The following is a 15,805-nucleotide window of genomic DNA, read 5'->3' as shown; positions in this document are numbered from 1 at the left end:
GGCACGGGCGCCGCCCTCGCCCCCGGCCGCGGGGGGGCCGGTGGCGAGGGCGGCGCGGGCCTGCGCCAGGGCGGCGGGGGCGCGGTCGAGGGCGGAGCGGGACCGCAGCCGGTCGGCCACGGCGACGCCGGTGGCGGCGGCGACCGCGGCGGCGCAGGCCAGCGCGCCGGCGAGCAACCAGCCGGACCCCAGGTCGGTGCCGGCGCCCAGGCCGTGCGCGAACGCCAGCGGCCAGAGGGCGTAGGACGTCAGGTGCACCGCCCGCCACGCCCGGACGGGCAGCCGGCCGCGGAGCAGGCTGGTGGCGACCACGACCAGCAGGACGTCGACGGCCAGCGTGCCCAGCCCCACCCACAGCGACTCGTAGCCGGCCACGAAGGGCACCACGGTGTCCAGCCAGCCGATGCTCACGTAGCCGTCCACGACGGCGCTGGCCACGTGCACGACCAGCAGCACCGTCGAGACCAGCGAGACGTTGCGGTGCAGGCCCACGACGCCGTAGCGGGCCAGCCCGGGCAGCCGGCCGCGGCGCCGGACGACGACGCCCAGCACGACGGTCAGGGTCATCAGCAGCAGGGCGACCAGGCCGGTGGAGCGGTTGAGGTACCAGAGGAACCCGCCGTCGGAGAGCACGCTCACGCCGGCCACCCCCCGGTGGTGAGGACGTCGCCGTGCTCGCTGACCAGCCGGGCCGGCAGGCCCAGCCGGCCCAACCACGGCACCGCGGCCTGCCCGAGGACGACGGCGGCGGTGCTCGCGGCGTTGGCGCCGGCGCAGCTGTCGGCCGCGACGCCCACGGTGCGCCAGAACGGTGCCGCGGGCAGCCCGGTCCGCGGGTCCAGCAGGTGGTGCACCTCGACGCCGCCGTGCAGCCAGCGCCGGGCGCGGGTGCCGGAGGTGGCCAGGCCGCCGTCGGTGAGGGACACCACCGCCGAACCGGGGGACCCGGGGTCGGTCGGGTCGCCGGCGACGTCCTCCACCCGGACCCGCCACCCGCCGACCGGGGCGGGCCCGGCCACGGCGACGTCCCCGCCGATGGAGACCAGGGCCCCGGCGCCGGCCGCCCGGGCGACGGCGGCCGCTGCCCGGTCGGCGGTCCACGCCTTGGCGGTCGCGCCCAGGTCGAGCCGGACGCCGTAGGGCACCCGTACCCGACCGGCGTCGACGTCCAGCTCCACGGTCTGCCACCCGGCCACCGGGGCGAGCACCGGCGGCACGGACCCGGGGTCGACGGCGTCCAGGTCCCGGTCGTAGCCGAGCGCCACCATCGCCCCGCCGACGGTGGGGTCGACGGCGCCGCCGGTCAGCCGGGCCGCCCGCAGCGCCACCGCCAACGCCTGCGCCAGCAGCGGGCCCACCGTCGTCCAGCGCCCGGCAGCGGCGTCGACGGCGGCGAGCTCGGAGTCGGGCCGGAACCGGCTGCAGGCCAGGTCCACCGCGTCGAGTTCGGCGCGGACGAGAGCCGTCGCGGGAGCCAGCGCTGCCGGGTCGGTGACGGCCAGCCGGACCCGGCAGGTCCAGGCGGTCCAGTCGGCGGTGGCGACGGCCCGCTCCCGGACCGCGGTCACGAGGCGCCGCTCGAGGCGTCGGCGTCCCCGGAGGCGTGCCCGAGCCCGCTGGGTGCGCCCGGGGCCGGCTCGACGGCGGAGGAGCCGCCGAACGCGGACTCCGCCGACGTGGCGGCGGCAGGGTGGGCCTGGGCGACCACGACGGTCAGCGCCGCGGTGCCCACCAGGGCGCTGCCGGCGACCGCGACGGTGGTCAGCCGCAGCCGGCGGATGCCGGTGCGGCGGGGGTCGATCGGGTCCACGGGTCCTCCTCGGGGTGAGGAGGAGGACTGTCCCGGCCGGGACCATTGGGGGCCGGTGCGCGGACTGTGCCGTCGCTGTGACCGGGGGAATGCAGGGAGGGTGTGGCCAGGGGCGGGGTCGAACCGCCGACCTCTCGCTTTTCAGGCGAGCGCTCGTACCGACTGAGCTACCTGGCCCGCTGCCGGCATCCCCGGGTGTGATCCGTGGACATCGGTCGGCGACCCTGACGGGACTCGAACCCGCGACCTCCGCCGTGACAGGGCGGCGCGCTAACCAACTGCGCTACAGGGCCTTGCTTGTGCTGCTGTGGTGCGTGCCCCCAACGGGGTTCGAACCCGTGCTACCGCCTTGAAAGGGCGGCGTCCTGGACCACTAGACGATGAGGGCTCGTGCTCGCTGGAGGCATGGAGAACCATACATGCCCGGTGCGGCCCCCCGTGACAGGGGGGCCGCGCGGGTCGCGGGGACGTCAGCCGTGGGTCACCGAGGTGGCCGCCACCGGGTGGTCGACCGGGTCGGCGACCGGGTGCGCCCGGTACTCCGCGATGTAGGCCTCGGGGTCCTTGTCGTAGGTGATCCCCTCGCCGGAGTCGTGCGCGTAGCGCCAGTCCAGCCAGCGCAGCGCCAGCTCCGCGCGCAGCTCGACGGAGGCGTTGCGGCGGAAGTCCGGCAGCGCGTCGTGCTCCTCCTCGGCCAGGTGGTCGTCGTTCTCCTCGCGGGCCTTGCGCACCGCTGTCCACCAGGCCTCGGTGCCCGGCTCCTCCTTGCCTGCAGCGGCCACGGCGTCCCGGATCTCGTCGTGGTCGCCGATCGCGTCGTCGGTCTCGTCGACGACGTCGCCCTCGGTGCTGTCGTCGTCGCCGGAGTCGCCGTACTTCAGCAGGTAGGGGTAGAACACCTCCTCCTCGCACGCGGCGTGCACGTCGAGCAGGCGGGCCAGGCCCTTCCAGACCAGGCCCAGCGCGCGCGGGTCGTCCCAGACGTCGTCGAGCAGGGCGAACTGGCGGCGCATGGTGTGGTGGTCCTCGAGGATGAAGTCGGTGACGTCGAGCACGGGGGACCTTCCGGTGGGCGGGCGGGACGCCGGGGGCACTCCCCGGTGGTGGCCCGGCCGAAACGGCAGGGCAGCCTCACCTGTCCGGGCGAGCCGACCGCGCGCCGGTCTCCCGTCCCGCGCGCCGGGGCTGCCACTGTGGGCGCATGCGCCGCTCCGCTCTGGCCCGAGGCATGGCCGCCGTCCCGCTGTCCGCCCTGGTCCTGCTGGCCGGGTGCGGCGGAGGGGACGCCGAGGAGGCCGGCGCCACGTCGTCGGCCGCGGCGACGTCGGCGACGTCGACCTCCGCACCGGGCACGGCGACGCCCAGCGGCAGCGACCCCGAGGGCGCCGGCGGTGCGCAGCCGTCGACCTTCCCGGCCGACACCTCCCCGGACACCGGCGAGGCGACCGCCGGCGAGGGACCGACCGTGGTCACCGCACTCCGGGTGGGGGACCAGGACGGCTTCGACCGGGTCGTGTTCGAGGTGTCGGGCAGCGCGGCCCCGGGCTGGGACGTCGCCTACGTCGACGCCGCGACGGCCGAGGGCAGCGGCGAGCCGGTCGACGTGCCCGGGACGACGTTCCTGCGGGTCACGTTGACCGGGATCACCAACCCCTACGAGGCGCCGGAGGTCACCGAGGTGGGCCGGGGCGCCTACCCGGGCCAGGGCGGTCCGGTGCAGGGCGTCTGGTTCGACTCGACGTTCGAGGGCCAGGCGCTGGCCTACGTCGGGCTGGACGCGGAGCGGCCGTTCCGGGTCTACGCGCTGACCGGCCCGAGCCGCATCGTCGTCGACGTGCAGGACTAGCCGAGGCTGGCGGTCAGCTCCACGCTGTCGTCCTCCACCGAGGTGCAGGTCAGCGACAGCGGGCCGGCGGTGACGGACTCCCCGGCCGCGCAGGAGACCTCGGCGTCGCCGACGGACAGCGTGGCCCGGCCGTCCTGCGTGCCGGCGAAGACCAGGGAGTTGCCCAGGATCGTCGCCTCGCTGCCCGAGCCGGTGAGGGTCGCCGTGCACTCGTTGCCCGAGCAGCTCACGTTGTTCGACGTGAGCGAGCAGCCGGCCACGGCGACGGCGGCGAGCAGCGGGACGGCGAACCGGGCGGCGCGGAGGGGCGTCATGCCCGGCAGCGTAGGGGTCAGCCGGTCGGCTGCGCGGGACCTTGCGTGGGCCCGTCCGAGGGCGTGGGCTCGCCGTCCTCGTCCCCGCCGTCCTCGTCGTCGCCGGTGGGCAGGGGGTCGACGTAGGTCCGCTGGATGGTGACCTCGGACTGGCCGAGCCCACCGAGGGTGATCTCGTCGTAGGCGGTGAGCTCGCCGGTGGCCGGGTCCAGGTACAGCACGGTGCACGACAGCGGCGTCGGGTCCTCGCCCTGCAGGCCGCGCAGCCCCGCACCGCCGGTGGAGCCCTCGACCATCAGCCGGGTGCCGTCGTCGAGCACCGAGACCTCGCGCTCGTGGGTGTGCCCGGCCAGCACCAGGTCGACCAGGCCGTCCAGCGGCGGGGCCTGCTTCGGGTCGTGGACCAGCGCGATCGACGGCGGCTCGTCGAGGGTGTCGACGAGGTCGGCGAGCTGCTCGCCGGACTCCTCGAGCGTCTCGGTGGCCCCGGTGGCGTCCTTGTCCGGGGTGAACCGGGGGTCCGGTGCGCCCACGACCTCGATGCCGGCGACGGTGGTCGCGGTGTCGTCGAGGACCACGGCGTTCGGCTGGGCCGCGACCGCGGCGGCGGTCACGGCGGAGTCGTGGTTGCCCCGGATGTAGACGTAGGGGACGTCGAGGTCGCCGATCCAGCCGAAGGTCTGGTTCTCCGCGGGGCTGCCCCAGTCGACGATGTCGCCGGTGTCCAGCACGCCGTCGACGTCGAACTGGGTGACGACCTGGCTGATCAGGTCGGCCCCGGCCGGGTTCAGGTGGATGTCGGAGACGTGCAGCAGGGCGACGCTCTCGCCGGTGCCGCTGGGGTCGGGCAGCGTGGAGACTGCGGAGTACAGCGTGCTGACGTTGGTGACCAGGTCCTCCAGGGAGGCTCGGTAGGCGTCGTAGCGGGCCACGATGTCCTGGGCGCTCCCGATCAGGCTGTTCGCGTTGACCAGCAGGCCGGTGTAGGTCGGCTGGCTGAGCGCCTCGGGCCGCCAGGTCGCGGCGCCCAGCCCGGCGGTGCCGGCCAGCAGGACGGTGGACATGCCGACGGCGATCAGCGGCTCCCGTCGGCGGCGCAGGGCCACCAGGGAGAACAGCGCAGCTCCGCCGATCCCGGCGGCGGCGGTCCGCCACGCCAGCTCGGTGACGGCGTCCCTCAGGTCCGCGCTGACCCGGTCGACCACGCCGTCGAGCTGGCTGGGGTCGGTGGCCAGCGCCTGCGCCCGCAGCTGGTCCACCCGGCGCAGCTGGACGTCGAGGCGGAGCGGGCCGTCGTAGGCGTCGACGGCCAGGGCGCCCAGCGGGGGGATCTCCAGCTCGGCGCCGCCGGTGGTCGCCGGGGTGAAGGCGACGGTGGCGTCGAAGGGACCGATGGGCGCCTCGACGCGACCCAGCAGCAGCACGCCGAGGGTGGCGCCGACCAGCGCCACGACGATGCGCTGCAACCAGCGGACCGTGGTCCGCAGCGCGGTGCGCGGACGGCGCTCGACGGTCTCGACCGGGGTCTCGTCCGCGTCCTCGTCCGGGGTGGCGGGCGTCGGGTCGGTCACCGGGGAGACGGTAGCGAGGCCCCGGTGGGGCCGCGCATCAGCTGTGGCGCAGCTGGCGGGAGGTGAAGACCCAGGCCCGCAGGGCGACGAACCGGACGGCGCCGATGGCCCCGGTGACGGCGCCGATCAGCAGCACCTGCACCTGCCAGGACGCCTCGCCGACCAGGTGGTCCAGGCCGGCCAGCGCGAGGGAGGTGGCCACCAGGCCGACGACGGCCAGGCCGCCGCCCTCCCACTGGGCGGTGAACCAGCCGACGCGGTCGCCGGCGTGGAAGGTGAGCCGGCGGTGCAGCTCGTTGGCCAGCAGGGTGGAGGCGATCGCGCCGACGAGGTTGGCCGGCTGGTCGCCGATGCCGTCGAAGGCGACGAACAGGGCGGCGTAGAGCACGCTGGACAGCAGGCCGACGAAGGCGAACCGGACGAACTGGGCGCTGCCCTGGTCGCCGTCCCGCAGCCGCTGCACCAGCCGGGCGGCGCGGTGCTCCGACTGCGCCCGGAGACCCTCGGCCGCCTCGGAGACGACCTCCACCGCGGGGTGGCGGCGGAGCAGGCTCGGGCAGGTCACGGTGACTCCAGGTTCGCGGTGGTGGTGCGGAGAACTCTTCGCACTCCGTTCGTGGGTAACCCAGGAGACGGATGTGCATTCCCCGTGCGGGACGGTAGTCCGGTGATGGTTGTCACAGGCAACCGACACGGCGCTCTAGGGTGCGCGGCATGAGGTCCGGGCTGCCTTCCCTCGCCGTCCTCCTGGTGGTGCTGGCGGGGTGCTCGGCACCGGCCGACGCGCCGGCCGCCGCGCCGACGACGGACACCCCCGCGGTGACCCTGCCCGCGGTGCCCGGCGTCGAGGGCGAGGTGGTGCTGCTGCGCACCGACGCCGCGGTCGGCGGGCAGGTCCACGTGCGGCTGACCGACACCGGGGACGCCGGCTTCACCCTGACCTCGGTGGCCCTGTCCAGCCCGGCCTTCGCGCCGCAGCCGGCGAGCGCGCAGACGGCGGTCTACGCCCCGCGGCGGACGATCGACCTGCCGGTGCCGTTCGGCGCCGTCGACTGCGCCGCCGCCGTCCAGCCGGTCGCCGCGGTGGTCGAGCTCGACCGGGGGAGCGGGCCGGAGCAGGTCACGGTGCCGCTGGCCGGGGACGACCTGGAGCTGGTGTTCGACGCGGAGTGCGCCGCCCAGCGGCTGGCCGAGCACGTCACGCTCTCCGTCGAGGGCCTCGTGCCCGACGGCGACCGGGTCAGCGGGTCCGTCGTCCTCACCCGGGTGGACGACGGCGGGGACGTCGTCGTCTCGTCGGTGGGGCGCAGCGTGCTGCTGGAGCCGGCGGTGCCCGACCTGCCGGCGACGCTGGCCGACGGGGACGACGAGTTGACCCTGCCGCTCACGGTCGGGCTGGCCACCTGCGACCCGCACGTGCTGGCCGAGACCAAGAAGCCGTTCGTGTTCGCCGTGGCCGTCGAGGCGGCGGGGGAGTCCGCGGTGGTGGACCTGCCGCTGTCCGACGACCAACGGGCGCAGCTGCAGGAGCTGGTGGACCGGGTCTGCGGCTAGTGGGGAGGGGGGCCGGAGGGGGAGCCGGCCACCCCGGATCAGGGGGTGCGNTCTTCCGACTGTGCCCTCCATCGCCTACGTGTCCTACTCCTTCTTACGCTGCGGGCTCAGGTCCCCAGATCTGTCTGCTGTGTTTGTTTGTGTATGTGTGCCACGCCCCCAGAGTGCTGCGAAGAGAGGGGGGTAAGAAGCGGGAGAAGGATAGGAGAGACAGGGTGCGGGGACGGCCGCGGAGCACCTGCAGCCAGGCGCCGGCGGTGCCGGTGACCCGCAGCCAGAAGTCCAGCTCCGCCGGGACCAGCAGCAGCCCGCCGAGGACGTCGGCGACGGTGCGGTGCGGCGCCCGCAGTGCCCGGACGGTCCCGGCGACCGCGCCGACGGCCAGCGGCAGCGCCCAGGACCACGGCGCGAACGGGACCACCCCGACCAGCGCGCCGAGCACGACGAGCCGGACGGCGAGGCCGGCCAGCAGGGTCAGCTGGGGTCGGTGCAGCCCGGCCGCGGTGCTGCGCCGGAAGCGGGTGCGCAGCGCGAGGGCGGTCCGCACCTCGCCGGCCCGCCGGTGGCCGGCGAGGGTGCGCAGGGTGAGCACCGGACCGGCGTGCGCCCGGGCGCCCGCGGAGGTGCGGGGGTCGCGGCCGGCCCGGCGCAGGGCGCGGACCAGCTGGTCGTCGGTGCCGGTCCAGGGTCCCGGGGTGCCCTGCTCGGCGGTCAGGTCGCGGAGGGCCTGGGCGTCGAGCACGGCGACCTGCCCGCCGAGGGCGTGGTCGGACCGGTCGCCGGCCAGCCCACGGGTGATCCAGGCGGTGTGCTCGCGGTGGTGGCGGCGGACGAGCAGGCGGGCGACGGGGGTCGAGCCCAGGCCCTGGTCGAACCCGAAGCGGGCGGTCGCGGCACCCGGTCGGGGCGCGGTGGCCAGGTCGGCGACGAGCAGCTCGAGGCAGTCGGGGGCCAGCACGGTGTCGGCGTCGACGACGGCGACCAGGTCGTGGCCGGTCTGCCAGCGGCGCCAGCCCTGGGTCAGCGCGCCGGCGCGACCGCCGGTGTTCTCGACGGTGCGCATGACCGTGACCCCGGGGAACCGGCGGGCGACCTGCTCGGTGTCGTCGGTGCAGCCGTCGGCGAGCAGGACGACGCGGTGCGGCACCCGGGTCTGCGCCTGCAGCGAGGCGAGGGTGTCGGCGACGGTCGCAGCGGCGTCGTGCGCGGGGACGAGCACCAGCAGCTTCGGGCCCGAGGGCGCCGGGGCGGGACGGCGACGGCGCAGGCGGGCGCGCAGCGGTCGGCCCCCGGTGCGCTGGGGCAGCACGCTGCCGCGGACGAGCGGCCGGGTCGTGACGACCTGGTCCTTGCCGGTCATGGCGTGCTCGCTTCCTGCAGGGTGCACCGGGACTCCGCCGACGCTAGGTGACCCTGCGTGGTCGCGGCATCCCTCGATCGGTGCCGACCGGGCCCTGAACGGGTGACCACCGACCCCGGCGGCTGCGTTCGGTCACCGCGGCCGCAGTCGGTCACCCGGCAGGGATCCGGTCACGGCACGCGGTGACCGGATCCCTCCCCGGTGACCGGGCGCGGCACGGGATCGCCGGGCCGTCGCGCCGCGGGACCGTAGGCTCGTCGGGCGGCGATCCGTCGCGGGCCTCTAGCTCAACTGGCAGAGCAGCGGACTTTTAATCCGCGGGTTGTGGGTTCGATCCCCACGGGGCCCACTCCCGTCGCGGCGTCCCCCGGTCGAGCTCTACGCCGATCGCGCGTCGTGGTCGATGATCACCCCGTGACCACGTCCGGACCGGATGCCGCCCGACCGGACGACCGCCCACCGTCGGGGGTGCGGGCGGTGGTCCGCCTGGTCGTCGCCGGCACGATCGCGTCGGTCGTCATCACGCACCTGGCCTACCTCGCGCTCGGGCTCACCTTCGACGCGCTGCCGGTGAAGCTGGTCGCGCACGGGCTGCCGTTCCTGATGCCGCTGGTCATCGCGCCGATCACGGCCATCCCGTGGGTCCGGCTGCAGAACCGGTTGGCCGCCGCGAACGCGCGCCTGGCGCAGGAGGTGGACCGGCGCACCGCGCTGCAGGACGAGCTGGAGCACCAGGCACGCACCGACCCGCTGACCGCGATCGCCAACCGGCGCGGGTTCTTCGAGGCCGCCGAGGCGATCGCGGTCGAGGGCGCCGTCGTCGTGCTGCTGGACCTGGACGACTTCAAGTCCGTCAACGACACCCTGGGCCACGCCGCCGGGGACGTCGTCCTGCAGGCGGTGGTCCGGGTCGTGGAGGGCGTGTGCCGGCCGCCCGGCGGGGTCGTCGGCCGGCTGGGCGGCGACGAGTTCGTCGCGCTGCTCCCGCCGGGCTGCGGACCCGTGGCCGCCCGGCTGCGGCAGCGGTTGGCCCGGCTGGAGGTGCCCGTCCCCGGACGCGGGACGGCGATCACCTCGGCCTCGGTCGGCGTGGTGGTCATGGCCGCCGGCCAGTCGGTCGACGAGGCGCTGGCCGTCGTCGACACCGGGATGTACGAGCGCAAGCGGGCCGTGCGCGGCCTCGCCTGACCAGCATCGGCTGATCACCCGGCCGTGGCGTCGGCCAGCGGTTCCGGGCACTCGCCGCCGCGCGAGGTCGCCAGCTCGACGTGCCACGCCTCGTTGGCGTAGGTGCGGCACAGCCCGTAGTCCGACCCGAACCGGCTCAACCAGTCCATCGCCTCGTAGGGCGCGACGTCGACGGCGCGGCCGGTGACGTGCTGGGAGTGCTCGGGGCTCAGCACGAACCGGCGGGCCTCCTCCACGCTGCCGTGCTCGGCCACGGCCTGGTCGAACAGCGACTGCTGCAGCGCGGCGCTGCGCCAGCCGCTGGTCACCTGCACCTGGACGCCGTCCCCGGCCGCCGCGGTGGTGGCGTCCTGCAGGGCGTCCAGCAGCGCCCGCTCCAGGTTCGACACCGCGGCCTGGCTGGTGTCGAACGGCGACAGCGAGGTGCCGTCGGGCAGGTAGCCGTCCTCGGGGCCGATCACCGTGCCCTCCGGGGTGGTCATGGTGGGGGACGGCGAACCGGCCACGGCGGTGCTGGCGCAGGCGGCCAGCACCAGCGACGACAGGAGCAGGGCCAGGGGACGGCGGGTGCGGGGCATGCAGCCACGCTCGCCGCCCAGGGCCCCGGCCACCTCCACCCGCGGTGCCGGGATCGGGCCGCCGGTGCCGACCGACCGGTACCCCAGGGGGATGTCCGATCGGCCGCGGGCAGCGATGCTCGTGCTGTGCAGCCACCCCCGGACGGCCCCGCCCCCCGCGGCTGGCTGGTCGACGCCCTGCCGGCGCTGGTCGTCGCCGGTGTCGGGCTGGTCGACGTCGTCCGGCTGTTGCCGTTCCTGCCCGGCCAGGGGGCGCAGCTGGCCGCCGTGGTGCTGGGCACCGTGGCCGCCGTCCTCACCTGGCGGCGGCTGCCGTCGCTGGGCATCGGGCTGGCCTGGCTGACCTGCGCGCTGCAGGTGGTCACCTACGTGCCGCCGCTGGTCACCCAGGTCGCCCTGGCCCTCGTCGCGTTCGGCGCGGCCCGCTGGGGCCGGCCGGCCACCGTCGCGGTCGCCGGCATCTCGTTGCCGCTGGGCGTGCTGATCGGCCTGCTGCTGTTCCGCGACGGCTGGTTCCCCGGCAGCGGCGGCAGCTTCCGCGAGGCCCTGGCCCCGCTCATCTCCAGCAGCACCACGCTGCAGGTCGGCGTCGTCGGTCTCGGGCTGGGCACGCTGGCGCTGCCGTGGCTGGCCGGGCTCGCCGTCCGGTTCCTGGTGCGGGCGCGGACCTCGCAGCAGCAGCAGCTGGCCGCCGAGGCCCGCGAGCAGGAGAGCGCCGAGGTCGCCCGGCTGCGCAGCGACCAGGCCCGGCTGGCCGCCGACGTGCACGACGTCGTCGGGCACTCCCTGGCGGTGATCCTGGCCCAGGCCGAGTCCGGCCAGTACCTGCCCGACGACGACCCGGCCCGCCTCAAGCAGACCCTGGCGGTGATCGCGACGTCGGCCCGCAGCTCGCTGCAGGACGTGCGCACCGTGCTGCAGGCCACCCGGTCCGACGGCCGGACGCCGGACGTCGTGCTCGCCGACCTCGACGACCTGGTGGAGGGCGTGCGGCGCAGCGGCCGGGAGGTCGTCGACGCGCAGACCGGGCGGCCGCAGCCGTTGCCGCCGGAGCTGGCGCAGGTGGCCTACCGGGTGCTGCAGGAGATGGTCACCAACGCCCTGCGGCACGGCCGGCGGGACGCCCCGGTGCAGGTCGACCGGATCTGGGACGACGGCCTGTGCCTGCGGGTGGCCAACGGCACCGACGGCGCCGCGCCGTCCCCGGGTGGGCGCGGCCTGGTCGGCATGCGGGACCGCCTCGCCTCGGTCGGCGGCCGGCTGGACGTCGAGCCCGGACCCGACCGCTTCGCCGTCACCGCCCGGCTGCCGGTCCGCCGGTGACGCAGGATGCCGGTGTGGACGACGACATCCGGGTGCTGCTCGTCGACGACCAGGAGCTCTTCCGCGCCGGCGTGCAGGTGATCGTCGATGCCCAGGAGGGCATGCGCGTGGTCGGCGTGGCCGGCGACGGCCACGAGGCGGTCCGCGCGGTCGAGGAGCTGGCGCCCGACGTCGTCCTGATGGACCTGCGGATGCCCGAGCTGGACGGCGTGGAGGCCACCCGCCGGATCCTGGCCCCGGACGCGGTGGCCGCCCGGGCCCGCCCGGTCCGGGTGGTGGTGCTGACCACCTTCGACCTGGACGACCGGGCGGCGACGGCGATCCGGCACGGCGCCAGCGGGTTCCTGCTCAAGGACACGACGCCGCTGCAGCTGCGCGACGCGATCCGTACGGTGCACGCCGGCAACGCCGTGCTGGCCCCGCGCGACCTGGCCACCCTGCTGGACAGCCGGCCGCCGGCGCGGTCGCCGGTGCCGCGGGTGTTCGGTGATCTGACGGAGAAGGAGCGCGAGGTGTTCGCCGCGGTGGCGCAGGGGTTGTCCAACGGCGAGATCGCGCGGGCGGCCTACCTGTCGGAGTCCACCGTGAAGACCCACGTCGGCGCGGTGCTGCGCAAGCTCGGCCTGCGCGACCGGGTGCAGGTCGTCGTCTTCGCCCACGAGCACGGCCTGGTCTGACCCACCCGGGCGACACGGGTGGGAAGCGATTGACTTTCGATAGGTATCTATCGAGACTCGATGCATGTCGCGCCGTGTCGGGGTCGTCCCGCTGCTCCGGATCGCCCTCGTCCTGCTGTTCGTCCTGCTGGTGTTCCTGCAGACCTTCGCCTTCCCGGGCCAGTTCGCCGCCCTGGCCCGCGAGGACGCCGACCTGGCCTGGGCGCGCTGGCCGCTGACCGCGGTCGCCGTGGGCACCCTGCTCGGGTTCGAGGTGGTCGTGGTGGCCACCTGGAAGCTGCTGGGCATGGTCGAGCGCGACCGCATCTTCACCACCGACGCCCTGCCCTGGGTGGACCTCATCGTGCGGGCCACCGCCGCCGGGGGTGCGGTCTTCGCGGTCGGCTTCGTGCTCGTCGGGTTCGCCGCCGAGGACCCCGGCCTGCCGCTGCTGCTCTTCCTGGTGCTCGTCGGCATCGTGGTCGTCGAGCTTGTCGTGCTGGTGCTGCGCTCGCTGCTGCGCCAGGCCACCGCGCTGCGCAGCGACCTGGACGGGGTCATCTGATGCCGATCCGGGTGCGCATCGACGTGGCGCTGGCGCAGCGCGGGCTGGGGGTGACCGAGTTCGCCGAGCTGGTCGGCCTGACCCCGGCCAACGTGGCGGTGCTGAAGAACGGCCGGGCCAAGGCGGTGCGGTTCAGCACCCTGGAGGCGATGTGCCGGGTGCTGGACTGCCAGCCCGGCGACCTGCTCGAGTGGGTCCCCGACACCGCCGACCGCACGTGACCGCCGTCGACGTCCTCGTGGTCGGTGCCGGCCTGGCCGGGCTGCACACCGCCACCGGGCTGGCCCGGCAGGGGCACGACGTCGTGCTGGTGGACCGGCGGGCCGCCCTGGACGGCGCGATCCGCACCACCGGCATCTTCGTGGCCAAGACCCTGGCCGACTTCGACCTGCCCGAGGACTGCCTCGGCCCACCGATCCACCGGGTGGTGCTCTACCCGCCGGGGCTGCGCGGTCCGGTGACGCTGGACAGCCCGCGGGAGGAGTTCCGGGTCGGTGACATGGGCCCGCTCTACCTCGCCGCCGCCCGCGACGCCGTCGACGCCGGCGTGCTGCTCGCCCTGGGCACCCGCTACGACGGGTGGGACGACGGCACCGCCACCCTGGTCGGCCCGGGCGGCACCAGCCGGGTCCGGGCCCGCTTCCTGGTCGGTGCCGACGGCGCCCGCTCCCGGGTCGCCGCGGACCTCGGGCTGGACCGCAACCGGCTGCTGCTGGCCGGCGCCGAGGAGGTCTACCCGGTGCCGCGGCACGACCGGCCGCCGACCTTCCACTGCGTGCTGGACCCCACGGTGGCGCCGGGCTACCTGGCCTGGGTGGTCGACGACGGCGAGCACGCCCACGTCGGGGTCGCCGGGCACGCCGACCGCTTCCCGCGCGGCATGCGGGCGGCGCTGCAGGAGTTCGCCGCCACCGCGCCGGGGCTCGCCGACGTCCCGCGCCCGGACGACGTGGAGAAGCGCGGCGGCCCGATCCCGGTCGGCGGGCTGCTCCGCCGGATCGCCGGGCCGGCCGGGCTGCTGGTCGGCGACGCCGCCGGGGCGGTCTCCCCGCTCACCGCCGGTGGCCTGGACCCCTGCCTGCGGCAGGCCGCGCTGGCCGTCGAGGTGCTGGACCGCGCGCTGCGCACGTCGTCCCGGGAGGTGCTGGCCGGCTACGACGGCGCGGCGCTGCCGGAGCGGTTCCGCGGCCGCCTGCTGCTGCGCCGGGGCCTGTCCGCGGTCCGCTCGCCGGCGCTGGTGAGCGCCGGGTTCCCGCTGCTGCGGACCCCGCCGGGGCGGGCGGTGGCCCGCGCCGTCCTCTTCGGGGACCGGTCGTTCCCCGACCGGGTCAGCGGCGGCCGCGGAGCCGGGGAGCCAGCACGACGCCCAGCAGGACCAGCGCGACGACCAGGATGACGATGTCGCCCCAGGGCCAGATCGAGCCGGTGTCGCCCTGCGCCAGCCCGTAGACCGCGTAGGCGCCCACGAGCACCGGGACCGCCGTCCACCAGACGGGGGTCTTCGGCTTCTCGGGGGTCGCGCCGGGGTCGGGATCGGCCACGCGGTCGGGGTCGGGAGCGGGGTCGGTCATGCCTGCACGGTAGTCAGCCCAGGACCGCCGACACGCGATCGGCGGCGGACACCAGCACCGGGCCGATCTGGCCGTCGTCCACGGCCTGGTCCACGAAGATGACGGCCAGCGCACCGGCGGCCGAGCCGTCGGGACGTCGCACCGGCGCGGCCACCGACCGCATGCCGGCGATGACCTCGCCCAGCGACGACACCCAGCCCCGCTCGCGCGCGGCCAGCAGCACCGGCCGGTCGTCGTCGCCGGGGGGCTCGGGGATGAGCAGGGCCAGCCCGGTCGCGCCCAGGTGGACCGGGTGCCGGTTGCCGGGGCGGAACGCCACGTGCGCGGGGGAGTCGCGGGGTTCCACGGCGTTCACCGTCACCGCCTCGTCGCCGTCCCGGACCACCAGGAACGCGGTCATGCCGAGCTCCCGCACCAGGCGGGCGAGCTCGGGGGTAGCGGCGGCCTGCAGGGTGCGCCGCACCGACCGGGACAGCCCGACGACGCCCAGGCCGACCCCGTAGCTGCCCTCGGCGTCCCGCTCGACCAGCCGGTGCGCCTCCAGCGTGCGCAGCAGCCGGTAGGCGATCGAGCGGTGCACGCCCACGGCGGCGGCCACGGTGGCGATGGACTGCGGTTCGCGGGTCGCCGCCAGGTGCTCGAGCACCCGGATGCCGCGGTCCAGCGTCTGGGACGCCGGGACCGCGTCGCTGTCCTCGCTCACCCGCCACCCTCCACGCCCGTGCCTGTTCGGGGATCAAACCATCCCGGACCCGTCCGGACGGCGTCGGCCGCGCGGTGATCGGATGCACACTGGGCAACGTTGCACAGTGTGCAGCGAAGGTGTCTGATGTCGTCGGTGACCACCACCGGGCTCCGCGAGCGCAAGAAGGCCGACACCCGGGCCGCGCTGGCGGCCGCGGTGCTCCGGCTGTCCTCCGAGCGCGGCTTCGACCACGTCACCGTCGAGGACGTCACCCGGGCCGCCGACGTGTCCTACCGGACGTTCTTCAACCACTTCGCCTCCAAGGAGGAGGCGCTGCTGCAGCCCGAGGGCGCCGGCCGGCCGGGCCTGGCGGAGCGGCTGGCCGAGCAGGACCCGGCGCTGCACCTGCTGGACGCCGTCCGGGCCGCGCTGCGCACCGAGCTCGAGCGGTTCGAGGCCGACGCCGGCACCTGGCGCGCGCGGTTCGCCGTCTTCGCCGCGACCCCGGCGCTGCTGCCCCGGCTGGTCGAGCTGTCGGCCAGCGACGAGCGGTCGATCGCCGGCGCGGTCGCGGCCCGCACGGGCACCGACGTCGACGCCGACCTCTACCCGGCCCTCGTCGCGGCCGTGCTGACCGCGGCGACCCGGGTGGCCGTCATGCGCTGGCACCGGATGCCCGACACCCCGCTGGCCGCCGTCGTCGACGAGGCGCTGGACGCCCTCGCCGCCGGCCTGCCCACCCCCTGACCCACCCCGTCGCGAACCAGAACAGGAAGGCACACCC

General features: G+C 75.8%; 20 protein-coding genes and 4 tRNA genes. 10 read left to right on the top strand and 14 right to left on the bottom strand.

Annotation, left to right across the window (positions count from 1 at the left end; all coding sequences use genetic code 11):
- The 7 genes from LFA75_RS07935 to LFA75_RS07905 all read right to left on the bottom strand — a co-directional run.
- Positions 1 to 639: ferric reductase-like transmembrane domain-containing protein (locus LFA75_RS07935; protein WP_225233102.1), on the bottom strand; the 639-nt coding region annotated here is incomplete at its 3' end.
- Positions 636 to 1,568: an FAD:protein FMN transferase gene (locus LFA75_RS07930; protein WP_225233101.1), complete on the bottom strand. Its 933-nt coding sequence runs from the start codon at positions 1,566 to 1,568 to the stop codon at positions 636 to 638. The genes LFA75_RS07930 and LFA75_RS07935, both read right to left, overlap by 4 nt.
- Complete coding sequence (locus LFA75_RS07925; protein WP_225233100.1) at positions 1,565 to 1,810, bottom strand: hypothetical protein; 246 nt, start codon at positions 1,808 to 1,810, stop codon at positions 1,565 to 1,567. The genes LFA75_RS07930 and LFA75_RS07925 overlap by 4 nt, the downstream gene beginning before the upstream one ends.
- 103 nt (positions 1,811 to 1,913) lie before the next feature.
- Positions 1,914 to 1,987, bottom strand: a tRNA-Phe gene (locus tag LFA75_RS07920).
- Between the two features lie 42 nt (positions 1,988 to 2,029).
- Positions 2,030 to 2,103, bottom strand: a tRNA-Asp gene (locus LFA75_RS07915).
- Between the two features lie 22 nt (positions 2,104 to 2,125).
- Positions 2,126 to 2,198, bottom strand: a tRNA-Glu gene (locus LFA75_RS07910).
- An 82-nt stretch (positions 2,199 to 2,280) separates the two neighbouring features.
- Positions 2,281 to 2,865, bottom strand: coding sequence for a hemerythrin domain-containing protein (locus LFA75_RS07905; protein ID WP_225233099.1), 585 nt, complete (start codon positions 2,863 to 2,865; stop codon positions 2,281 to 2,283).
- A gap of 146 nt (positions 2,866 to 3,011) precedes the next feature.
- Between LFA75_RS07905 and LFA75_RS07900 the strand changes: the two genes are divergently transcribed.
- Positions 3,012 to 3,656: an AMIN-like domain-containing (lipo)protein gene (locus LFA75_RS07900; protein WP_225233098.1), complete on the top strand. Its 645-nt coding sequence runs from the start codon at positions 3,012 to 3,014 to the stop codon at positions 3,654 to 3,656.
- Here the strand turns inward: LFA75_RS07900 and LFA75_RS07895 are convergent.
- The 3 genes from LFA75_RS07895 to LFA75_RS07885 are packed head-to-tail and all read right to left on the bottom strand — an operon-like array spanning position 3,653 to position 6,106.
- A complete protein-coding gene (locus LFA75_RS07895; RefSeq protein WP_225233097.1) occupies positions 3,653 to 3,970 on the bottom strand; it encodes a hypothetical protein in 318 nt (105 codons plus the stop codon). The genes LFA75_RS07900 and LFA75_RS07895 overlap by 4 nt on opposite strands.
- A 17-nt stretch (positions 3,971 to 3,987) precedes the next feature.
- Positions 3,988 to 5,541: a metallophosphoesterase family protein gene (locus LFA75_RS07890; RefSeq protein WP_225233096.1), complete on the bottom strand. Its 1,554-nt coding sequence runs from the start codon at positions 5,539 to 5,541 to the stop codon at positions 3,988 to 3,990.
- 37 nt (positions 5,542 to 5,578) lie between these two features.
- Positions 5,579 to 6,106 (bottom strand): GtrA family protein, encoded by a 528-nt coding sequence (locus LFA75_RS07885; RefSeq protein ID WP_225233095.1) that lies wholly within the window; start codon positions 6,104 to 6,106, stop codon positions 5,579 to 5,581.
- A 149-nt stretch (positions 6,107 to 6,255) separates the two neighbouring features.
- Between LFA75_RS07885 and LFA75_RS07880 the strand changes: the two genes are divergently transcribed.
- On the top strand, positions 6,256 to 7,095 hold the full coding sequence (locus LFA75_RS07880; protein WP_225233094.1) for a hypothetical protein: 840 nt from the start codon (positions 6,256 to 6,258) through the stop codon (positions 7,093 to 7,095).
- A 94-nt stretch (positions 7,096 to 7,189) separates the two neighbouring features.
- Here LFA75_RS07880 and LFA75_RS07875 read toward each other — a convergent pair whose 3' ends face one another.
- Positions 7,190 to 8,455, bottom strand: coding sequence for a glycosyltransferase family 2 protein (locus LFA75_RS07875; RefSeq protein ID WP_225233093.1), 1,266 nt, complete (start codon positions 8,453 to 8,455; stop codon positions 7,190 to 7,192).
- 276 nt (positions 8,456 to 8,731) lie between these two features.
- Here LFA75_RS07875 and LFA75_RS07870 point away from each other — a divergent pair.
- Both LFA75_RS07870 and LFA75_RS07865 read left to right on the top strand, forming a co-directional pair.
- Positions 8,732 to 8,804: transfer RNA gene (locus tag LFA75_RS07870), tRNA-Lys, on the top strand.
- A 65-nt stretch (positions 8,805 to 8,869) separates the two neighbouring features.
- Positions 8,870 to 9,643: a GGDEF domain-containing protein gene (locus tag LFA75_RS07865; RefSeq protein WP_225233092.1), complete on the top strand. Its 774-nt coding sequence runs from the start codon at positions 8,870 to 8,872 to the stop codon at positions 9,641 to 9,643.
- A 14-nt stretch (positions 9,644 to 9,657) separates the two neighbouring features.
- On the opposite strand, the gene LFA75_RS07860 is transcribed toward LFA75_RS07865, so the two are convergent.
- Positions 9,658 to 10,221 (bottom strand): M15 family metallopeptidase, encoded by a 564-nt coding sequence (locus LFA75_RS07860; protein ID WP_225233091.1) that lies wholly within the window; start codon positions 10,219 to 10,221, stop codon positions 9,658 to 9,660.
- Positions 10,222 to 10,347: 126 nt separating this feature from the next.
- Here LFA75_RS07860 and LFA75_RS07855 point away from each other — a divergent pair, with 126 nt between their 5' ends.
- The 5 genes from LFA75_RS07855 to LFA75_RS07835 all read left to right on the top strand — a co-directional run bounded on the left by LFA75_RS07855 (position 10,348) and on the right by LFA75_RS07835 (position 14,161).
- Positions 10,348 to 11,544: a sensor histidine kinase gene (locus LFA75_RS07855; RefSeq protein ID WP_225233090.1), complete on the top strand. Its 1,197-nt coding sequence runs from the start codon at positions 10,348 to 10,350 to the stop codon at positions 11,542 to 11,544.
- Between the two features lie 14 nt (positions 11,545 to 11,558).
- A complete protein-coding gene (locus LFA75_RS07850) occupies positions 11,559 to 12,221 on the top strand; it encodes a response regulator (protein ID WP_225233089.1) in 663 nt (220 codons plus the stop codon).
- Between the two features lie 64 nt (positions 12,222 to 12,285).
- On the top strand, positions 12,286 to 12,765 hold the full coding sequence (locus LFA75_RS07845; RefSeq protein WP_225233088.1) for a DUF2975 domain-containing protein: 480 nt from the start codon (positions 12,286 to 12,288) through the stop codon (positions 12,763 to 12,765).
- Positions 12,765 to 12,986, top strand: a complete 222-nt coding sequence (locus LFA75_RS07840; protein ID WP_225233087.1) for a helix-turn-helix domain-containing protein — start codon at positions 12,765 to 12,767, stop codon at positions 12,984 to 12,986. Before LFA75_RS07845 ends, LFA75_RS07840 begins: the two co-directional genes overlap by 1 nt.
- Positions 12,983 to 14,161 (top strand): NAD(P)/FAD-dependent oxidoreductase, encoded by a 1,179-nt coding sequence (locus tag LFA75_RS07835; RefSeq protein ID WP_225233086.1) that lies wholly within the window; start codon positions 12,983 to 12,985, stop codon positions 14,159 to 14,161. The genes LFA75_RS07840 and LFA75_RS07835 overlap by 4 nt, the downstream gene beginning before the upstream one ends.
- Here LFA75_RS07835 and LFA75_RS07830 read toward each other — a convergent pair.
- Together LFA75_RS07830 and LFA75_RS23805 are read right to left on the bottom strand one after the other, a co-directional pair.
- A complete protein-coding gene (locus tag LFA75_RS07830; protein WP_225233085.1) occupies positions 14,094 to 14,336 on the bottom strand; it encodes a hypothetical protein in 243 nt (80 codons plus the stop codon). The two genes, LFA75_RS07835 and LFA75_RS07830, sit on opposite strands and share 68 nt — an antisense overlap.
- 13 nt (positions 14,337 to 14,349) lie before the next feature.
- Complete coding sequence (locus tag LFA75_RS23805; protein ID WP_263639363.1) at positions 14,350 to 15,039, bottom strand: IclR family transcriptional regulator; 690 nt, start codon at positions 15,037 to 15,039, stop codon at positions 14,350 to 14,352.
- A 135-nt stretch (positions 15,040 to 15,174) separates the two neighbouring features.
- On the opposite strand from LFA75_RS23805, the gene LFA75_RS07815 reads away from it, so the two are divergent.
- Positions 15,175 to 15,768, top strand: a complete 594-nt coding sequence (locus LFA75_RS07815) for an acyl-CoA-like ligand-binding transcription factor (protein WP_225233084.1) — start codon at positions 15,175 to 15,177, stop codon at positions 15,766 to 15,768.
- Positions 15,769 to 15,805: the final 37 nt, after the last annotated feature.

The organism is Klenkia terrae (assembly GCF_900491935.1).
GTDB classification, from domain to species: Bacteria; Actinomycetota; Actinomycetes; order Mycobacteriales; family Geodermatophilaceae; genus Klenkia; species Klenkia terrae.
This window is presented reverse-complemented; position numbering and strand designations above follow the sequence as displayed.